The sequence below is a fragment of the Roseibium sp. genome, from assembly GCF_965232425.1.
Taxonomy (GTDB): domain Bacteria; phylum Pseudomonadota; class Alphaproteobacteria; order Rhizobiales; family Stappiaceae; genus Roseibium.
The window spans coordinates 5308128-5323733 of sequence record NZ_OZ246971.1 but is presented as its reverse complement, the minus strand read 5'-3'; the positions used below and the strand labels follow the sequence as shown (position 1 = coordinate 5323733).

The 15606-nt window shown below is 59.3% G+C and carries 12 protein-coding genes; all 12 read right to left on the bottom strand.

Annotation, left to right across the window (positions count from 1 at the left end):
* Positions 1-70 precede the first annotated feature (70 nt).
* Positions 71-1282, bottom strand: coding sequence for a 1-deoxy-D-xylulose-5-phosphate reductoisomerase (locus tag ACO08A_RS24330; protein WP_422038453.1), 1212 nt, complete (start codon positions 1280-1282; stop codon positions 71-73).
* A 16-nt stretch (positions 1283-1298) separates the two neighbouring features.
* Positions 1299-2111, bottom strand: a complete 813-nt coding sequence (locus tag ACO08A_RS24325) for a phosphatidate cytidylyltransferase (RefSeq protein WP_422038452.1) — start codon at positions 2109-2111, stop codon at positions 1299-1301.
* A 45-nt stretch (positions 2112-2156) separates the two neighbouring features.
* Complete coding sequence (locus ACO08A_RS24320) at positions 2157-2918, bottom strand: isoprenyl transferase (RefSeq protein ID WP_422038451.1); 762 nt, start codon at positions 2916-2918, stop codon at positions 2157-2159.
* Positions 2919-2950: 32 nt separating this feature from the next.
* Positions 2951-3514 carry a ribosome recycling factor gene (frr, locus tag ACO08A_RS24315; protein WP_421983188.1) on the bottom strand — a complete coding sequence of 188 codons (564 nt, stop codon included), beginning with the start codon at positions 3512-3514 and terminating at the stop codon, positions 2951-2953.
* A gap of 111 nt (positions 3515-3625) precedes the next feature.
* Positions 3626-4345: a UMP kinase gene (gene pyrH / locus ACO08A_RS24310; RefSeq protein ID WP_319382312.1), complete on the bottom strand. Its 720-nt coding sequence runs from the start codon at positions 4343-4345 to the stop codon at positions 3626-3628.
* A 67-nt stretch (positions 4346-4412) separates the two neighbouring features.
* Entirely contained in the window at positions 4413-5330 is a 918-nt protein-coding gene (gene tsf / locus ACO08A_RS24305) for a translation elongation factor Ts (RefSeq protein ID WP_422038450.1), read from the bottom strand.
* A gap of 144 nt (positions 5331-5474) precedes the next feature.
* A complete protein-coding gene (rpsB, locus tag ACO08A_RS24300; RefSeq protein ID WP_421983190.1) occupies positions 5475-6353 on the bottom strand; it encodes a 30S ribosomal protein S2 in 879 nt (292 codons plus the stop codon).
* A gap of 341 nt (positions 6354-6694) precedes the next feature.
* The gene (gene cpaB / locus ACO08A_RS24295) at positions 6695-7498 is read right to left on the bottom strand and encodes a Flp pilus assembly protein CpaB (RefSeq protein WP_422038449.1); all 804 of its coding nucleotides are present in this window, start codon (positions 7496-7498) and stop codon (positions 6695-6697) included.
* Positions 7499-7791: 293 nt separating this feature from the next.
* Complete coding sequence (dnaE, locus tag ACO08A_RS24290; protein WP_422038448.1) at positions 7792-11295, bottom strand: DNA polymerase III subunit alpha; 3504 nt, start codon at positions 11293-11295, stop codon at positions 7792-7794.
* Between the two features lie 453 nt (positions 11296-11748).
* Complete coding sequence (locus ACO08A_RS24285) at positions 11749-12471, bottom strand: ABC transporter ATP-binding protein (protein WP_422041802.1); 723 nt, start codon at positions 12469-12471, stop codon at positions 11749-11751.
* 16 nt (positions 12472-12487) lie between these two features.
* Complete coding sequence (locus ACO08A_RS24280; protein ID WP_422038447.1) at positions 12488-13792, bottom strand: lipoprotein-releasing ABC transporter permease subunit; 1305 nt, start codon at positions 13790-13792, stop codon at positions 12488-12490.
* Positions 13793-13870: 78 nt separating this feature from the next.
* Positions 13871-15199: a proline--tRNA ligase gene (proS, locus tag ACO08A_RS24275; RefSeq protein ID WP_422038446.1), complete on the bottom strand. Its 1329-nt coding sequence runs from the start codon at positions 15197-15199 to the stop codon at positions 13871-13873.
* Between the last annotated feature and the right edge of the window lie 407 nt (positions 15200-15606).

Here is a 15606-nt window from a genome sequence, read left to right as displayed (position 1 = left end):
TTTATTGCATCACATTATTAATAAGAGAATTACGGCGCGTTAATGGTAAGACACTTTTTTTGCTGCAGCATCAATGCCATGACGTCCGGCTCTCGACCCATTCTAGGGTCTTTTGCCGCGCTTCGGAATCCAGGTCGAGCACGTCTTCAACACATTTTGAAGGCTTGAGCAGGTCGGAAGCGGACAAACGGTCGAGAACGGCTTCGATTGCCGCCGGAATATCCAGGAACCCGATACGGCCGTTGAGAAAGGCCTGAACCGCGACCTCGTCCGCCGCATTGAGCGCCGCCGGCGCACCGCCGCCCGCATCCAGGGCCTGCAGAGCAAGACCCAGGCACGGAAATCGGACAGGGTCAGGCGCTTCGAAGGTCAGCGTTCCAAGTTCCGCAAGGTTTAGTCGCTTGACCGGAACGGGCATTCGCTTCGGGAAGGACAGGCAGTGTGCGATCGGTGTCCGCATGTCCGGGCTTCCCAGTTGCGCAAGCAGCGAGCCGTCTTTGTACTGCACAAGTCCGTGAACCGTCGACTGCGGGTGAACAAGCACATCGAGCTGGTCATTTGCAACAGGGAAAAGGTGCGAAGCCTCAATGACTTCGAACCCTTTGTTCATCATGGTTGCACTGTCGATCGTAATCCGGGAACCCATATCCCAGTTGGGGTGCCTGAGCGCCTGCGCCGGGGTGACGGATTGCATCTTCTCGATCGGCCAGGTTCTGAACGGACCGCCTGACGCCGTGAGGATGACCTTTTCGATCTGATCAGCCTGGTCTTTCTCGAAAACCTGAAAAATCGCATTGTGCTCACTGTCGACCGGCAGCAGTTCCGCTTCGGCCTCACGAACCCGATCCACGAACAGATCGCCGGCACACACAAGGCATTCCTTGTTGGCGAGCGCGATGCGGCGCCCCGGCTTGATGGCCCTGAATGTCGGTGCCAGCCCCGCGGCTCCCACGATCGCGCCGACAACCAGCTCCGCCTCCAGGTCCACCGCTTCCGCGATCGCTGCCTGCCCGCATGCAGCCCGGATGCCGGTTCCGCTCAGTCGATCAGCAAGCAATTGGTAGTTTTCGGTTTCCGCCAGGACTGCAATCGACGCGTTGAGCTTGATGGCCATCTCGGCGAGCCCGTCTGCATTCCGATTGGCCACAAGGGCAACGACGTCGAACCGATCGGGATTCCTTTCAAGCAGATCGGCGAGACTTTGGCCGATCGAGCCCGTTGCCCCCAGAACGGTGACCCTGACCGGGCCCTCCCCGATATCGCTTGCGGCGTCAGCCGGCATCGATCTTCCCCCAAGCTTATCCAAGTCCAAGGCCCGCGACAGGATCTGAAAGCGGACCGCCGAGCAGAACCCCGATGAGAACGGCAAAGATCGCGGCGGCAACGAGGCCGTCGATCCGATCCATGATACCGCCGTGACCTGGGATCAGCTGACCGGAATCCTTCACGTCGAAGCGGCGCTTAATTGCCGACTCGAACAGATCTCCCGCCTGCGAGATCACGGACAGAACCATCGCCACGCCAGCCCAGCCCAACAGCCCCTGCGCATTTGCAAGCGCAGCCACCGCGGTACCGAAAACGGTTGCGAAGAACAATCCGCCAAGCGCACCCGACCATGTTTTTTTCGGAGAGATGCGCGCCCAGAGTTTCGGTCCCCCCAGCGCCCGTCCGGTGAAATAGGCGAAGATGTCAGTCGCCCAGACGACGGACATGAGGAAGAAAGCAAACAGCAGTCCGTCACTCCCCGATCGAATTGCGAGGAGCGAAAACAGGGCGAGACCGCTGAACAGCACACCCTCTGCTCCCCAGCGGCCGGTCTGGCCGCCGCCTGCACACAGAAACACGGAGACAGATCCCGCAACCAGGACAATGAGCGCAATTTCCGGCAGGCCGATGACCTGCAGAACGGCCAGTGCGGGGAGCGTCAGAAAACTCAACGCGGCCGGCAGCAAGGCATCACGTGTCCCGGTGATCGACATCCATTCCCACAGGAAAAGCAAGGCGGCGACAAGCACAAGGATCGCAAAAGCCAGCCCGCCCCAGAAGGTGATCAGCAGCACCAGCGGTCCCAGGATCACGGCCGAAACTAGCCGCAACCGCAAGTCGGACATTTTGGTTTGTTTCGGTCCGGGCTCTTCCATTATGGACGCCGCATGTCAGAGCGCTTTGGCATCGACCCCGCCATAGCGTCTCTCGCGATTGCAGAAACAGCTGAGGGCCTCGTCGAGCGCGGCTTCGTCAAAATCCGGCCAGTTCAGGTCACAGAAGTAGAATTCGGAATAGGCGGCCTGCCAGAGAAGAAAATTGGAAAGACGGATTTCACCGCTGGTCCGGATGATGAGATCCGGATCCGGCAAGCCGCCGGTATCCAGCGCGTGTGTCACCAAGTCCTCGGAAATGTCTTCCACGCGCAAGTCGCCGTCCTTGACGCGCTGCGCAAGATGTTGCGTGGCCCTGACGATTTCATCGCGCGCGCCGTAGTTGAAAGCGACCACCAGATCCAGTCCGGTGTTCTTGCGCGTCAGGTCCTCGGCCTCCTCCAGCAAGGCCAGGATGCCCGGTTCCAGATCACTGCGTCCGCCGATCACGCGAATACGGACATTCGCCTCGTGCAATTCACTGAGGTCGCGCTGAACGAAGCGCTTCAGCAATCCCATCAGGAACGAAACCTCGGTTGCCGGCCGGTTCCAGTTCTCGGAGGAGAAACTGTAGATCGTCACGATCCTGATACCGACTTTTCCGGCATGCCGGATTGTCTTTCTGAGCGCTTCCAGGCCCTGGCGATGCCCCTCGGTCCGCGGCAGGCCGCGTGCCGTCGCCCAACGTCCGTTGCCATCCATGATGAAGGCAACGTGTTTGGGCAGATTGCCGATCGATCCGCTTTCCGCCGGTGCTTGCGGGTTCGGGCTGACGCTCATAGGCTCCCCCTGATCACAGGTCCGGTCACAGCCTAGACCTGTGAAATTTCCTGTTCTTTTCGCTCCAGCATGCTGTCGACTTCGCCAATCATCTGATCGGTCAGCTTCTGCACTTCGTCGGACGCGGCCCTGCTGTCATCCTGGGAGATTTCACCGTCTTTCTCGGCTTTCTTGGCGTCATCCATGCCGTCGCGGCGCACATGTCTGATGGCGACCTTCGCCTGTTCGGCATACTTGTGCGCAACCTTGATGAGTTCCTGGCGCCGCTCCTGGTTGAGTTCGGGAATCGGCAGGCGCAGCAACTGCCCGTCAACCACCGGGTTCAGGCCAAGGTTTGATTCCCGGATCGCCTTCTCCACGGCGGCAACCATGCTCTTGTCCCAGACCTGCACCGCGACCATGCGCGGTTCGGGAACGGAAACGGTAGCGACCTGGTTGATCGGCATGGCCTGGCCGTAGGCGTCGACGGAGACCGGGTCCAGCATGGACGCGGATGCACGACCGGTACGAAGGCCTGCAAAATCGGTTTTCAGCACTGAGAGCGCCCCTTGCATGCGGCGCTTCAAATCGTCCAGATCGACACCTTCTACCGACATTTTGTCCTCACTGTTGTTTTATGCGTGGCTAAATGGAGTCTCAGCGCGCGCCAACATGGCACAAACGCGCTGAAACACAAGGGCTTGAAGAAAAGATCAGGCTGAAAAGTGTCAGTCGCCCACGACTGTATAAGTGCCTGTTTCTTGAAGCACGCTCACCAGCGCACCTGGAGTATGGATTGAAAATACGATGACAGGAATGGAGTTGTCGCGCGCCAGTGCAATGGCCGTCGTATCCATGACCTTCAGATTGCGCGTGATGACTTCTTCATAGCCGAGGGTCGCATACCGTTCGGCGTCGGGATTTTCCTTGGGGTCGTCGGAATAGACCCCGTCGACCTGGGTCCCTTTCAGGAAGGCGTCGCACTTCATCTCCGCTGCGCGCAGGGCTGCTCCGCTGTCCGTGGTGAAAAACGGGTTCCCCGTTCCGCCGGCGAAGATGATCACGTCGCCGTCTTCCATGTAGCGGTCGGCAACACGCTGTGAAAACGTCTCGCAGATCGACGGCACCGCGACGGCCGACAGGACGCGGGCATTCACTTTCAGGCGCCGCAAGGCATCGGCCAGGGTCAGGCTGTTCATGATGGTCGCAAGCATCCCCATGTGGTCGCCCGTGACCCGGTTGCCGCCTTTTGCTGCAACGGCAACGCCGCGGAAGATGTTACCGCCACCGACGACAACACCGACCTGGGCTCCGAGAGCCACGGCGTCGGCAATTTCCTTCGCGATCCTTTGCACAATGGCCGGGTCAATTCCAAAAGCCTGCGATCCCATCAGGGCTTCACCGGAGAGTTTCAGAAGGATCCGTTTCCAACGCAAAGAATTCGTCATGTGTTCACCTGGATTAGAATTGTCTTTCTAAAAAAAAAGCGCCGGACTTGCCGGCGCTTTCGTGAGCTTACTGCCCGGTGGCTGCCGCCACCTCCGCGGCGAAGTCCTGCTCTTCCTTCTCGATCCCCTCGCCCAGGGCAAGGCGGACAAAACCGGTAAGCTTGACTTCGGTCCCGAGTTCTTTCGCAAGCGCCTCTACAGCCTGTTCAACCGTCTGATCCGGGTTGATGACAAAGGCCTGTTTCACGAGGGTAACTTCCTCGTAGAATTTGCGCAAACGTCCTTCCACCATCTTTTCGATGATGTTGTCAGGTTTGCCGGACTCGCGTGCCTGCTCGGAGAAAACGGTCTTTTCGCGTTCGACGACGGCCGGATCCAGCTCTTCCGTGTTCAGGGCGAGCGGGCTTGTCGCCGCTACGTGCATCGCGATCTGACGGCCGAGGCCGTCGAGCTTTGCAGCGTCTGCAGACGATTCCAGCGCGACGAGCACGCCGATCTTGCCAAGTCCCTCGGCGACCTTGCCGTGGACATAGGTCGATACCACGCCTTCGTTGACCGCAAGCAGTGCGGAACGGCGCAGCGTCATGTTTTCGCCGATGGTCGCGATCGCGTCGGTGATCGCGTCGGCAACGGATTTGCCGTCGAGATCGGCCGCAGCCAGTGCTTCCACCGAACCGTCGGTCGATGTTGCAACCTTGGCAACCTTGGCGACCAGTTCCTGGAAGCCCTCGTTGCGCGCAACAAAGTCGGTCTCGGAGTTCAGCTCGATCACGGCAGCCTTGGTGCCGTCGGTTGCAACACCAATAAGGCCTTCCGCAGCGACGCGTCCGGCTTTCTTCGCGGCCTTTGCGAGGCCTTTGGTGCGCAGCCAGTCGACAGCCGCCTCCATGTCACCGCCAGATTCATTCAAAGCGGTCTTGCAGTCCATCATGCCAGCGCCGGATTTCTCACGGAGCTCTTTTACCATCGCAGCGGTAATGCTCATCGATTGCCTCGTGGATGGGGGTTTCAGATATGACACGGTTTAGCTGATCGCTGCCCGCATCTTTATGACGGGACTGCAACAAAGTGCAGCCCGCCTTGCGAATTCAACATGTGATCTGCCGCGACATCGCGCGGCAGCACCGGATCAGGCTTCCGCCTTAGCCGTCTCGCCTTCAGCCGGAGCTTCGTCGGCGACCGGAGCTGCTTCTGCAGCCGGCGCCTCTTCAGCAGGTGCGGCTTCTTCGGCAGGTGCAGCTTCTTCCACTGCCTCGACCAGAACCTCTTCAACAGGCGCTTCTTCCGATTCGCCGAGGTCGACACCGGCAGCACCCTGTGCGCGGGAAATACCGTCGATGGCAGCGCGCGCAATGAGATCGCAGTAAAGCGAAATGGCACGGCCGGCATCGTCATTGCCCGGCACCGGATAGGTGATGCCGTCCGGATTGGAATTGGAATCGAGGATCGCGGCGACAGGAATGCCGAGACGGCGTGCTTCCTGAATGGCGATCGCCTCGCGGTTCGTGTCGACCACGAAGATGAGGTCGGGAATACCGCCCATGTCCTTGATGCCGCCCAGATTCCGCTCGAGCTTCTCGCGCTCGCGGTCCATGAACAGACGCTCTTTCTTCGTCAGGGCGTTCGCCGCATCCGAAGACAGCGTTTCTTCCAGCTTGCGCAGACGCTGAATGGACTGGGAAATGGTCTTCCAGTTGGTCAGCATGCCGCCGAGCCAGCGGGCATTGACGAAATACTGCGCGGAATTGCGGGCGGAAGAAGCGACAGCTTCCTGAGCCTGACGCTTGGTGCCGACGATCAGAACGCGGCCGCCGCCGGCGACCGTGTCGGAAACAGCCTTCAGCGCCTGGTGCAAGAGCGGCACCGTCTGCGACAGATCCATGATGTGAACATCGTTGCGTACACCAAAGATGTACTGACCCATGCGCGGGTTCCAACGGTGTTTCTGGTGACCAAAGTGAACGCCGGCTTCGAGCAGCTGACGCATGGTGAAATCGGGCAAAGCCATGGCCCTTAATCTCCTGAGTTTTCCGGTTTAACCTCCGCAAGAGGAGTTAGGGCCGGAGGATCTCTCCAATCGGCCACCGGATGGACCCCGATAAGCTCAGGTTCCGCCCCTTGCGTGTGGAATGCGCGCCTTATAGTTGGCAGCGAAATTTATTTCAAGACCAAAACCCGCTTTTCTTTCCAACTTCGGGCGATCACCGGCGCCCCCTGAAACAAGGAGGTTCTGGCTGTTCGGACACACACAAATGAAATGACAGGCCGGCTGGCGTCAGAAGAGCTCGAACCCTTTGCCCCCTATGACAATCGGGACATCACGGCGGGGGTCAGCTGCGCCGGCTCTTGTTAATCAAGTCGGCCGCCTTGCGCCGAACCGACCGACCAGTGATCCGGGTTGACGCGCACGAAGATCTGGGCCCGCTGGCGTTCTGTCACATCGGCGTTTTCCGCCGAATCCTCCACGCTGCGCAGCGCAAGTGCCAGCGATCCCACTTGTTGCGCCTGAACCACCACTTCCGACTGGAACAGCGTCAGCTCGAGCGTAGCCGTGCGCTTGGGGGAAAGGTTCTTGCCGTCCTGCTCTCCGGCCGTGGTGCTGTCGATTGCAAGAACGCGAATGTTTTCCAGAATTGTTTCACTCGTGACCCCGACACCTTCCAGCTCACGCGTCAGGATGAGATCGACCTTGTCGCCCGGAAGGATAAATCCGCCCGCGGAGGTTTCCTGCCCGACGAGAACCGCTATAGCACGCTTTCCCTTCGGCAACATGGTGGCCATGTATCCCTTGTCGGTCTGGATCAGGCGCTCGCCACGGATCGGTTCACCGGAAAAAATCGCAGTTCTGGCGATGCTGCCGACCACGTCCTGGCTCACTTTCGCTGCCTTTGCCTTGGTCATGACACCACGGGGGACAGCGTCCTTCGGCCATTCAACCCAGGCAAAGTCCCTGTCTGTAATCTTCCCGCCCTGCGGGATGTCCTTTGCCGCAACAAGAACCTTGGTATGCTCCACGGGTGCCGGCGGAGGCGGAGCCGCGACCGCCACTTCCGTATCCCTGACAAAATGAAACGCCTGATAACCTGCGCCAAGGGATACAAGAAGTACAAATATCCTAGCGAGTTTTGTCCACAATTTGCCTATTCCCAGCACACATCATTATTTTTCGAGCCAAGAATACATGCAAAAGCCCCAAATCATAAGCAACCCGGAAGGAAAACACGCAGTACTATTAACAAGATGCCAAAATTCTTTGTCACGTTCAAAGCATTAAGAAATCGCAAGATAAAATTTCATGAAATTGTTTTGTTTCCATTTCAGGTTTTCTTAATTTCTCAATAGAACGGAGATAGCGGCAATCGGCGCATGACATCCGGCACACTGCGGCTGGTATCGCCGCGCAGCCCCCGCAACAACGACCTGCTGGACCTACCAGGTCCGCAGGTTCACGCCATTTGCACATCCGTCACGCCCGGCACTGCCTTTAGGGCACCGGCGATTTCCGGAGACAACCGGAATCGGCCCGGCAACTTCACTTCGACCTCTCGCGAGCCGTTCTCAAGCAGCACGATCACCGTGACATCGCCCTCGCCTCGCACCGTAAGCTGCCGTGCAAGGCTCTGTATCGGGCGTTCATCGCGCACAAACACACGCATGCTCTTTTGCAGTCGCGCCGCGACCTTGTCGATCGGGTCGACCTGCTCGACGCGCAAGGACGGCTCCTCGTCTCTCATGTCGGCGCCGACAAGGACAACGACCGATCGTCCCGGCTGCAGGACGTCCCGGAACTGCTCAAGTTTTTCCCGGAACAGCAGTGCCTCGTATTGGCCGCTGGCATCCGAAAGCCGCGCGATTCCCATTCTTGTCCCGGTGCGCGTCTTGCGTTCCTGAAGCGAAATGACCGTTCCAGCGAGCCGTCCATGCGACGCCCCCTGCTTGACCGCGTCGGCAAACTGGGTCCAGGGCTGCGCGCGCATCTTTTCCAGCACCTTCGCATATTCATCGATCGGGTGCGCCGACAGATAGAAGCCGATCGCCGCGTGCTCGCGCTGGAGTTTCTCGTCATTGGTCCAGCTGAGCACCTCGTCAAGCTGCAGGGGCTCTTCGCTGTCGCTTCCGCCGAACAGTTCGTCCTGACCGAGCGTCCTGTTCTCCTCGGTCCGTTGGGCCAATCCCATGATCCGGTCGATCCCCTCGAACACGCGGGCCCGATCCGGCTCGAGTTCATCGAACGCACCGGCGGCGACAAGGTTCTCAAGAGTTCGCTTGTTGAGGAACTTCGGCGAGATCCGGCGGGCAAAGTCGCCAAGGCTCTTGAACGGCGTATCCCCGCGCATGTCGACGATATGCTCGACCGCCTGTTCACCAACGCCCTTGATCGCGCCCATTGCGTAAAGGATCTTCCCGTCCGAAACATCGAAGACCACACCGCTGCGGTTGATCGACGGTGGCACGATCTCGATCTTCATCCGCCGGGCCTCCTGGCGGAAATCACCAAGCTTGTCAGTGTTACCGAGATCCAGCGTCATTGAAGCTGCCATGAACTCGACCGGGTGGTTCGCCTTCAGCCAGGCGGTATGATAGGAGACAAGCGCATAGGCGGCCGCGTGTGATTTGTTGAAGCCGTAATTCGCGAATTTCGCGACGAGATCGAAAATCGTTCCGGCCTGGCTCTTGTTGATGCCGCGCTCGACCGCACCGTCGACGAAACGCGCTCTCTGGACTTCCATTTCCGCCGCGATCTTCTTGCCCATGGCGCGGCGCAGAAGGTCGGCCTCTCCGAGCGAATAGCCGGACAGCACCTGCGCGATCTGCATGACCTGTTCCTGGTAGACGATGATCCCGTTCGTCTCCATCAGGATCGGTTCGAGGAGCGGATGCAGGCAGTCCGGCTCCTGTTCACCGTGCTTGACTGCGTTGTAGACGGGAATGTTCTCCATCGGTCCGGGACGATACAGCGCCACGAGCGCGATGATGTCCTCGAACCTGTCCGGCTTCATGCCCGCGATTGCCCGACGCATTCCCTGGCTTTCCAGCTGGAACACGCCGAAGGTTTCACCGCGCGCGAGCAACTCGTAGGTCCCGGTATCGTCGATCGGCAGACCGGCGACATCCACCGTGACACCGCGCCGCTCGATCAGGGCCACGGCCGTGTCGATCACCGTCAGTGTCTTCAGGCCGAGAAAGTCGAACTTCACCAGGCCCGCATCTTCGACCATCTTCATGTTGAACTGCGCGACCGGCATGTCCGAACGCGGGTCGCGATAGAGCGGCACAAGCTGTTCCAGCGGGCGATCGCCGATCACGACGCCGGCAGCATGCGTCGACGCATGCCTGTAGAGGCCCTCCAGCTTCTGGGCCATGGAGAGCAGTCTTTCGACGATTTCCTCTTCCCGTGCCGCCTCGCTCAGCCGCGGTTCGTCCGCGATTGCCTGGGCAAGCGTCACCGGATTGGCCGGGTTAGCCGGAACCAGCTTGCAAAGCCGGTCGACCTGGCCATAGGGCATCTGAAGCACGCGGCCGACATCCCGGAGCACGGCGCGCGCCTGAAGCGAACCGAAGGTAATGATCTGCGCGACCTGCTGGCGGCCGTATTTCTCCTGAACGTAGCGGATGACTTCTTCACGCCGGCTCTGGCAGAAGTCGATGTCGAAATCCGGCATCGAGACACGCTCGGGATTGAGAAAGCGCTCGAAAAGCAGCGAGAACCGCATCGGGTCGAGATCGGTGATCGTCAGCGACCACGCGACAAGTGACCCGGCACCAGACCCGCGGCCCGGACCGACCGGGATATCCTTCGCCTTGGCCCACTTGATGAAGTCGGCAACGATCAGGAAGTATCCCGGAAACTTCATGCGCTCGATAATGCCGGTTTCGTAGTCGAGCCGCTCCCAATAGTCCTTTTCCTCAAGTCCAGGAGCCAGACCATGTTCATCGAGCCGTGCGCGCAGCCCTTCTCGGGCCTGGCGCTTGAGTTCGTCCGCCTCGGCCTGCTCGGCCGCTTCCGGGTCCGCATCCGCATCGGTGAAACGCGGAAGGATCGGTGCCCGGCGCTCCGGCCGGAAACTGCACCTTTGCGCGATCTCGACCGTTGCGGAGAGCGCTTCGGGCAAATCTGAAAAAAGAGCGCACATTTCAGCGCGGCTCTTGAAATAGTGTTCCGGCGTGAGGCGTCTGCGGTCTTCTTCGATGAGAACACGACCCTCGGAGATGCAGATCAAGGCATCATGCGCCTCATAGTCTTCGCGCTTCGCAAAAAAAGGCTCGTTGGTCGCGGCCACCGGCAGGCCGTGCTCGTAGGCAAGCTCCAGAAACGCGTCTTCCGTCTTGCGCTGATCTTCCATCCCGTGCCGCTGGATCTCGACGTAGCAGCGGCCGGAAAACGCCGTCGACAATTTCTGGAGACGGGTCCGGGCGATCGCCTTCTGCCCGGCTAACAGCGCTGCTCCCACCGGGCCCAAATGCCCGCCGGTCAGAACGATCAGGTCTTCCGACTTGGAAAACAGATACTCCGCCGAGACATGCGGTTTCAAGCCGGTCTCGGTGTCGAGGAACGCCCGGGAGGTCAGTTCCATCAGATTGCCGTAACCGTGTTCGGTCATCGCGATCAGCACGACGTCGGCGAGCGCGATTTCACCCCGGCGCGCGCTTTCCAGACCATCATCGAAGAAGACGGACAGCTGACACGCGGTGATCGGCTGAATACCGGCCCCCCAGGCTTTTGAGGAAAACTCCTGGGCACCGAAAAGATTGTTGGTATCTGCGACGGCGAGCGCCGGCTGGCCGTCGTCTTTCGCCAGTTCAAGAAGTTTCTTGATCGGCAACGCTCCTTCGAGGAGCGACAGCGCGGAGTGCACTCTCAAGTGCACGAAATCCGGGCCACCCGAACCGGGTCCACCGGCCACCGGCGTGCTTTCAGACTGTACGGATCCACCTGATGTCACGGACATGCCGAGGCTCTTTTCTGTTACTGGAATCAGAGCCTAGTCAATCTCGTCTTTCTGCTGCTGTCGAGACGCAGTCAGAGTTGTGCCCGTTCTTCTTCGCCGGCACACCGCGGTCATTGATTTTGGAAAGATCGTCCACCGGTCCATTTGCCGGCACCGGCCACGCGAACTTGCCTGACAGCCAGATCAGGCAGCCGCGAAAAGGACATCACCCCAAACGGCGAGTGTCGTGCAGAAACAGACCAGGGAAGCAAATGCTGCAAAATCACGAGCGATATGGATCATGTCGTCCTCCAACGTCTTGCTCTTGAATATCAACACAATGTTCCATTTTTGTTCCTTTTGCAAGCACTTTTTGTTCACGCCACCCGCCACAGGTGTGCCACAATTTTAAACAGCGTGTATTTGATTTGTTCTCAATGCCGTGAAAACGGCAGAACCCCGCGCCTGCGAACCTCAGCCAATCGTCTCGAGGTCTTTCACTAGCCCGTCTTCCAGCGTGATCGCCCGGTCCATCCGTCCTGCGAGTTCCAGGTTATGCGTTGCAAAAAGTGTCGCCACGCCCGAGGCGCGAACGAGTGCCGAAAGCGCTTCGAACACGTAGTTTGCCGTGTTGGGATCAAGATTGCCCGTCGGCTCGTCGAGCAACAGAATGCGGGGCGCATTCGCGACGGCCCTTGCGACGGCGACGCGCTGCTGTTCACCGCCGGAAAGCTCCGAGGGTCTGTGGCTCCCCCTGTCCCCAAGCCGCAGGTAGGCGAGCAGCTCATCGGCACGTTCGGCTGCAACTTTCCTGGCCAGGCCCCGGATCATTTGCGGCATCATGACGTTTTCCTGCGCCGTGAACTCTGGCAGAAGATGATGGAACTGGTACACGAAGCCGATGTCGTTGCGCCGGATCGCCGTCCGTTCGTCGTCGGACAGATCGGAGCAGTTGACCGGCCCCAGAAACACGTCGCCCTCATCGGGTCGTTCCAGCAATCCGGCGATATGCAGCAACGTGGATTTGCCGGTTCCTGACGGGGCGACCAGGGCGACCATCTCCCCGGCCTCGATCCTGAGATCCGCGCCCCTTAGGATATGCAGCTTCCTGTCACCCTCGTCGAAGCTTCTGACGATGCCGGATAGTTCCACGGCGGCATGCTGAGTGCCGGGTCCGGCGTCCGTGTCCACGGCCATGTCCACCTCCCGTTCCTCACTCATACCTGAGCGCCTCGACCGGATCGAGGCGGGCCGCACGCCACGCCGGGTACAAGGTTGCCAGAAGCGAAAGGGCGAGCGCCATCAGCAACACCGTGATCGTTTCGCCGCTGTCTATTTCGGCAGGAAGTTTCGACAGGAAATAGAGCGTCGGATCAAAAAGCTGGGTCGATGTCAGCCAGGAAACGAATTGCCGGATGCTCTCGATATTGAGACACACGATCAGCCCGAGGAAAAAACCGGCAAGGGTGCCGACACAGCCGATGCTCGCTCCCGTGATCAGGAAGATCCTCATGATGGCGCCCCGGGTCGCCCCCATCGTCCGCAGGATGGCGATGTCCCTGCCCTTGTCCTTCACGAGCATGATCAGTCCGGAGATGATGTTCAGGGCCGCAACAAGGACAATCAGCGTCAGGATGATGAACATCACGTTGCGCTCGACTTCAAGCGCCGAGAAGAACGTCGCGTTGCGCTGTGTCCAGTCGGTGACCAGCGTCGGCCGTGCCGCCCCCTCCTCGATGGCGTTGCGCATCACGTTGACGCTGTCCGGATCGACCACATAGATCTCGACGCCGGTCGCTCGATCCCCCATGTTGAAGTAGGCTTGGGCCTCTTCCAGAGGCATGAACAGGAACGTGGCGTCGTATTCACTCATGCCGATCTCGAAAATGGCCGACACCGGATACGCCTTGACGCGCGGTGTGACCCCCATCGGCGTGACACTGCCTCTGGGTGAAATGATCGTGATGTTGTCGCCGACCGTCAGGCCGAGCTGTTGCGCCATGCGTGTGCCGATGACCACACCCTCGCCCGCATCGAACCCGTCAATGCTGCCGGGACTGATATTGTCGGCCACAAGCGGCATCCGGCGAAGATCGCTTTCGTAGACACCGCGCACGAGCGCCCCGAGATTGCCTGCAGGACCGGACACGAGGGCCTGTCCCTCGATAAACGGAAACGCGGCAACGACGTCCGGAACACCTTCGAGACGCTCCGAAATGGCGTCATAGTCGTTGAGCGGCATGTCGATGGGCTGAACGAGCATGTGCCCGTTGATGCCGAGGATCTTGTCCAGCAGCTCCGAGCGGAACCCGTTCATCACCGCCATGACGATGATAAGCGTGGCGACGCCGAGCATGATCCCGGCAAACGAGAAACCGGCGATCACGGAGATGAAGGTTTCCCGCCGTCTCGACCGCAGATAGCGCCCCGCGATCATCCATTCGAAGGTGGAAAAAGGCCGTGTCGGTGTTGCCGTCGTCTGGCCGTCGCCAACATCCGCCATGTCTGCTGTCGTCATCACACTTCCACTTCAGCAATGCCCAGCCGGCCGCGAATGGTGCAACCGAATCCCCGTTCAAAGGATCACCGCACCGGCTTATTCCGTCAATGCCGACGTCAGCTTGTTGAGAGCGGCTTCCGGGGTCATCATTTTCTTTTCCCCAGTTGAACGCTCCTTCACTTCCAGAAGACCGTCCTTCAGTCCTCTCGGACCGGCAACCACCTGGTACGGCAGTCCGATCAGATCCATCGTGGCAAATTTCGCGCCGGCGCGTGTGTCGGTGTCGTCATAGAGGACTTCCACACCCGCGGTCTCGAGTTTGGCGTAGAGGTCTTCCGAAACGCCGTCGGTCAACGCGTCACCCGGTTTCAGATTGACCAGCCCAACATGGAACGGTGCAACGGACTTCGGCCAGATGATTCCGTTGTCGTCATGATTCGCTTCAATCAGGGCGCCAAGAAGGCGGGAAACACCCACGCCGTAGGACCCCATGTGTACCGGCACCTCGGTGCCTTCGGCTGTCGCGACCTTCGCCCCCATGGCGTCGGAATACTTGGTTCCGAAATAAAAGATATGGCCGACCTCGATGCCGCGTGCGGACACCCGGTCTGCTTCGGCAAGCTGTTCGAATGCGGCCGCATCATGCATCTCGTCAGTCGCAGCGTAGGGCGTCGTCCAGCGTGTCACGATCGGCGTGAGATCGGAAAAGAAGTCGGTCCCTTCCTCCGGTATCGGCAACTCCAGCAGAGACTTGTCGCAGAAGACTTCGCTTTCCCCGGTGTCGGCCAGAATGATGAACTCGTGGCTCATGTCTCCGCCGATCGGTCCGGTTTCCGCCTTCATCGGGATCGCCTTCAGACCCATGCGATCGAAGGTTCGCAGGTAGGCCACGAACATGCGGTTATAGGCGTGCCGCGCCGCTTCCTTGTCGAGATCGAAGGAATAGGCGTCCTTCATCAGGAACTCGCGTCCGCGCATGATCCCGAACCGCGGACGCACTTCGTCCCGGAATTTCCACTGGATGTGGTAGAGGTTGAGCGGCAGATCCTTGTAGGAGCGGACATAACCCCGGAAGATATCGGTGATCATCTCCTCGTTCGTCGGTCCGAACAGCATGTCACGCTCGTGCCTGTCGGTTATGCGCAGCATTTCCTTGCCATAGGCGTCATAACGGCCGCTCTCGCGCCACAGATCGGCAGATTGTATCGTCGGCATCAGAAGCTGAATGGCACCTGCCCGCGCCTGCTCTTCCTCGACGATGCTTTCGATCTTGCGCAGAACCTTGAAACCGAGCGGCAGCCAGGAATAGATGCCGGCAGACTGCTGCCGGATCATGCCTGCGCGCAGCATCAGGCGGTGTGAGACGATCTCGGCCTCTTTGGGTGTCTCTTTCAGGATCGGCAGAAAGTATCTGGACAGACGCATTATGTTCTCTCGGATTGGCGAATAGCTCGAATTATGCGCAGTCAAACCGCATGCTGCGCCTAAAAACAAGTCCCTTGGCTGAACCACACCTGGTTTTGCAATCCTTGCTTTATCGAATGGACAAAAGCGTGGCAGTTCCGTTCGTTTGCCGTCTTAATTGACCGGCCTTTTCGGGCAACTGGTGAACCAATTACCATGCGGATCAATTAGGCAAGCAAAAAAAATAGGCTCTTTACGACAAACAGGTGACAAGCGCGAATTGTTCCGCTAGGTTCCATTTCAATAACAAAAAGATGCTTCAGCAGAAATGCTAGGATGCTCAAGGACATCGCGGTCTGAGTCTTGGGAGGAAGGACCTTCTGGCGCATCGCAAGATCCGCAGCCGCCCAGCCAGGTTGTCAAACAAC

Bases quoted from the DNA above. Each gene is read 5' to 3' on its own strand.
- ACO08A_RS24280 (WP_422038447.1), bottom strand. From the start codon at position 13,792: ATGACGACAGCAGACATGGCGGATGTTGGCGACGGCCAGACGACGGCA.
- pyrH (WP_319382312.1), bottom strand. From the start codon at position 4,345: ATGACGAATTCTTTGCGTTGGAAACGGATCCTTCTGAAACTCTCCGGT.
- ACO08A_RS24320 (WP_422038451.1), bottom strand. From the start codon at position 2,918: ATGAGCGTCAGCCCGAACCCGCAAGCACCGGCGGAAAGCGGATCGATC.
- frr (WP_421983188.1), bottom strand. From the start codon at position 3,514: ATGTCGGTAGAAGGTGTCGATCTGGACGATTTGAAGCGCCGCATGCAA.
- ACO08A_RS24330 (WP_422038453.1), bottom strand. From the start codon at position 1,282: ATGCCGGCTGACGCCGCAAGCGATATCGGGGAGGGCCCGGTCAGGGTC.
- proS (WP_422038446.1), bottom strand. From the start codon at position 15,199: ATGCGTCTGTCCAGATACTTTCTGCCGATCCTGAAAGAGACACCCAAA.
- dnaE (WP_422038448.1), bottom strand. From the start codon at position 11,295: ATGTCCGTGACATCAGGTGGATCCGTACAGTCTGAAAGCACGCCGGTG.
- tsf (WP_422038450.1), bottom strand. From the start codon at position 5,330: ATGAGCATTACCGCTGCGATGGTAAAAGAGCTCCGTGAGAAATCCGGC.
- ACO08A_RS24285 (WP_422041802.1), bottom strand. From the start codon at position 12,471: ATGGCCGTGGACACGGACGCCGGACCCGGCACTCAGCATGCCGCCGTG.
- rpsB (WP_421983190.1), bottom strand. From the start codon at position 6,353: ATGGCTTTGCCCGATTTCACCATGCGTCAGCTGCTCGAAGCCGGCGTT.
- ACO08A_RS24325 (WP_422038452.1), bottom strand. From the start codon at position 2,111: ATGTCCGACTTGCGGTTGCGGCTAGTTTCGGCCGTGATCCTGGGACCG.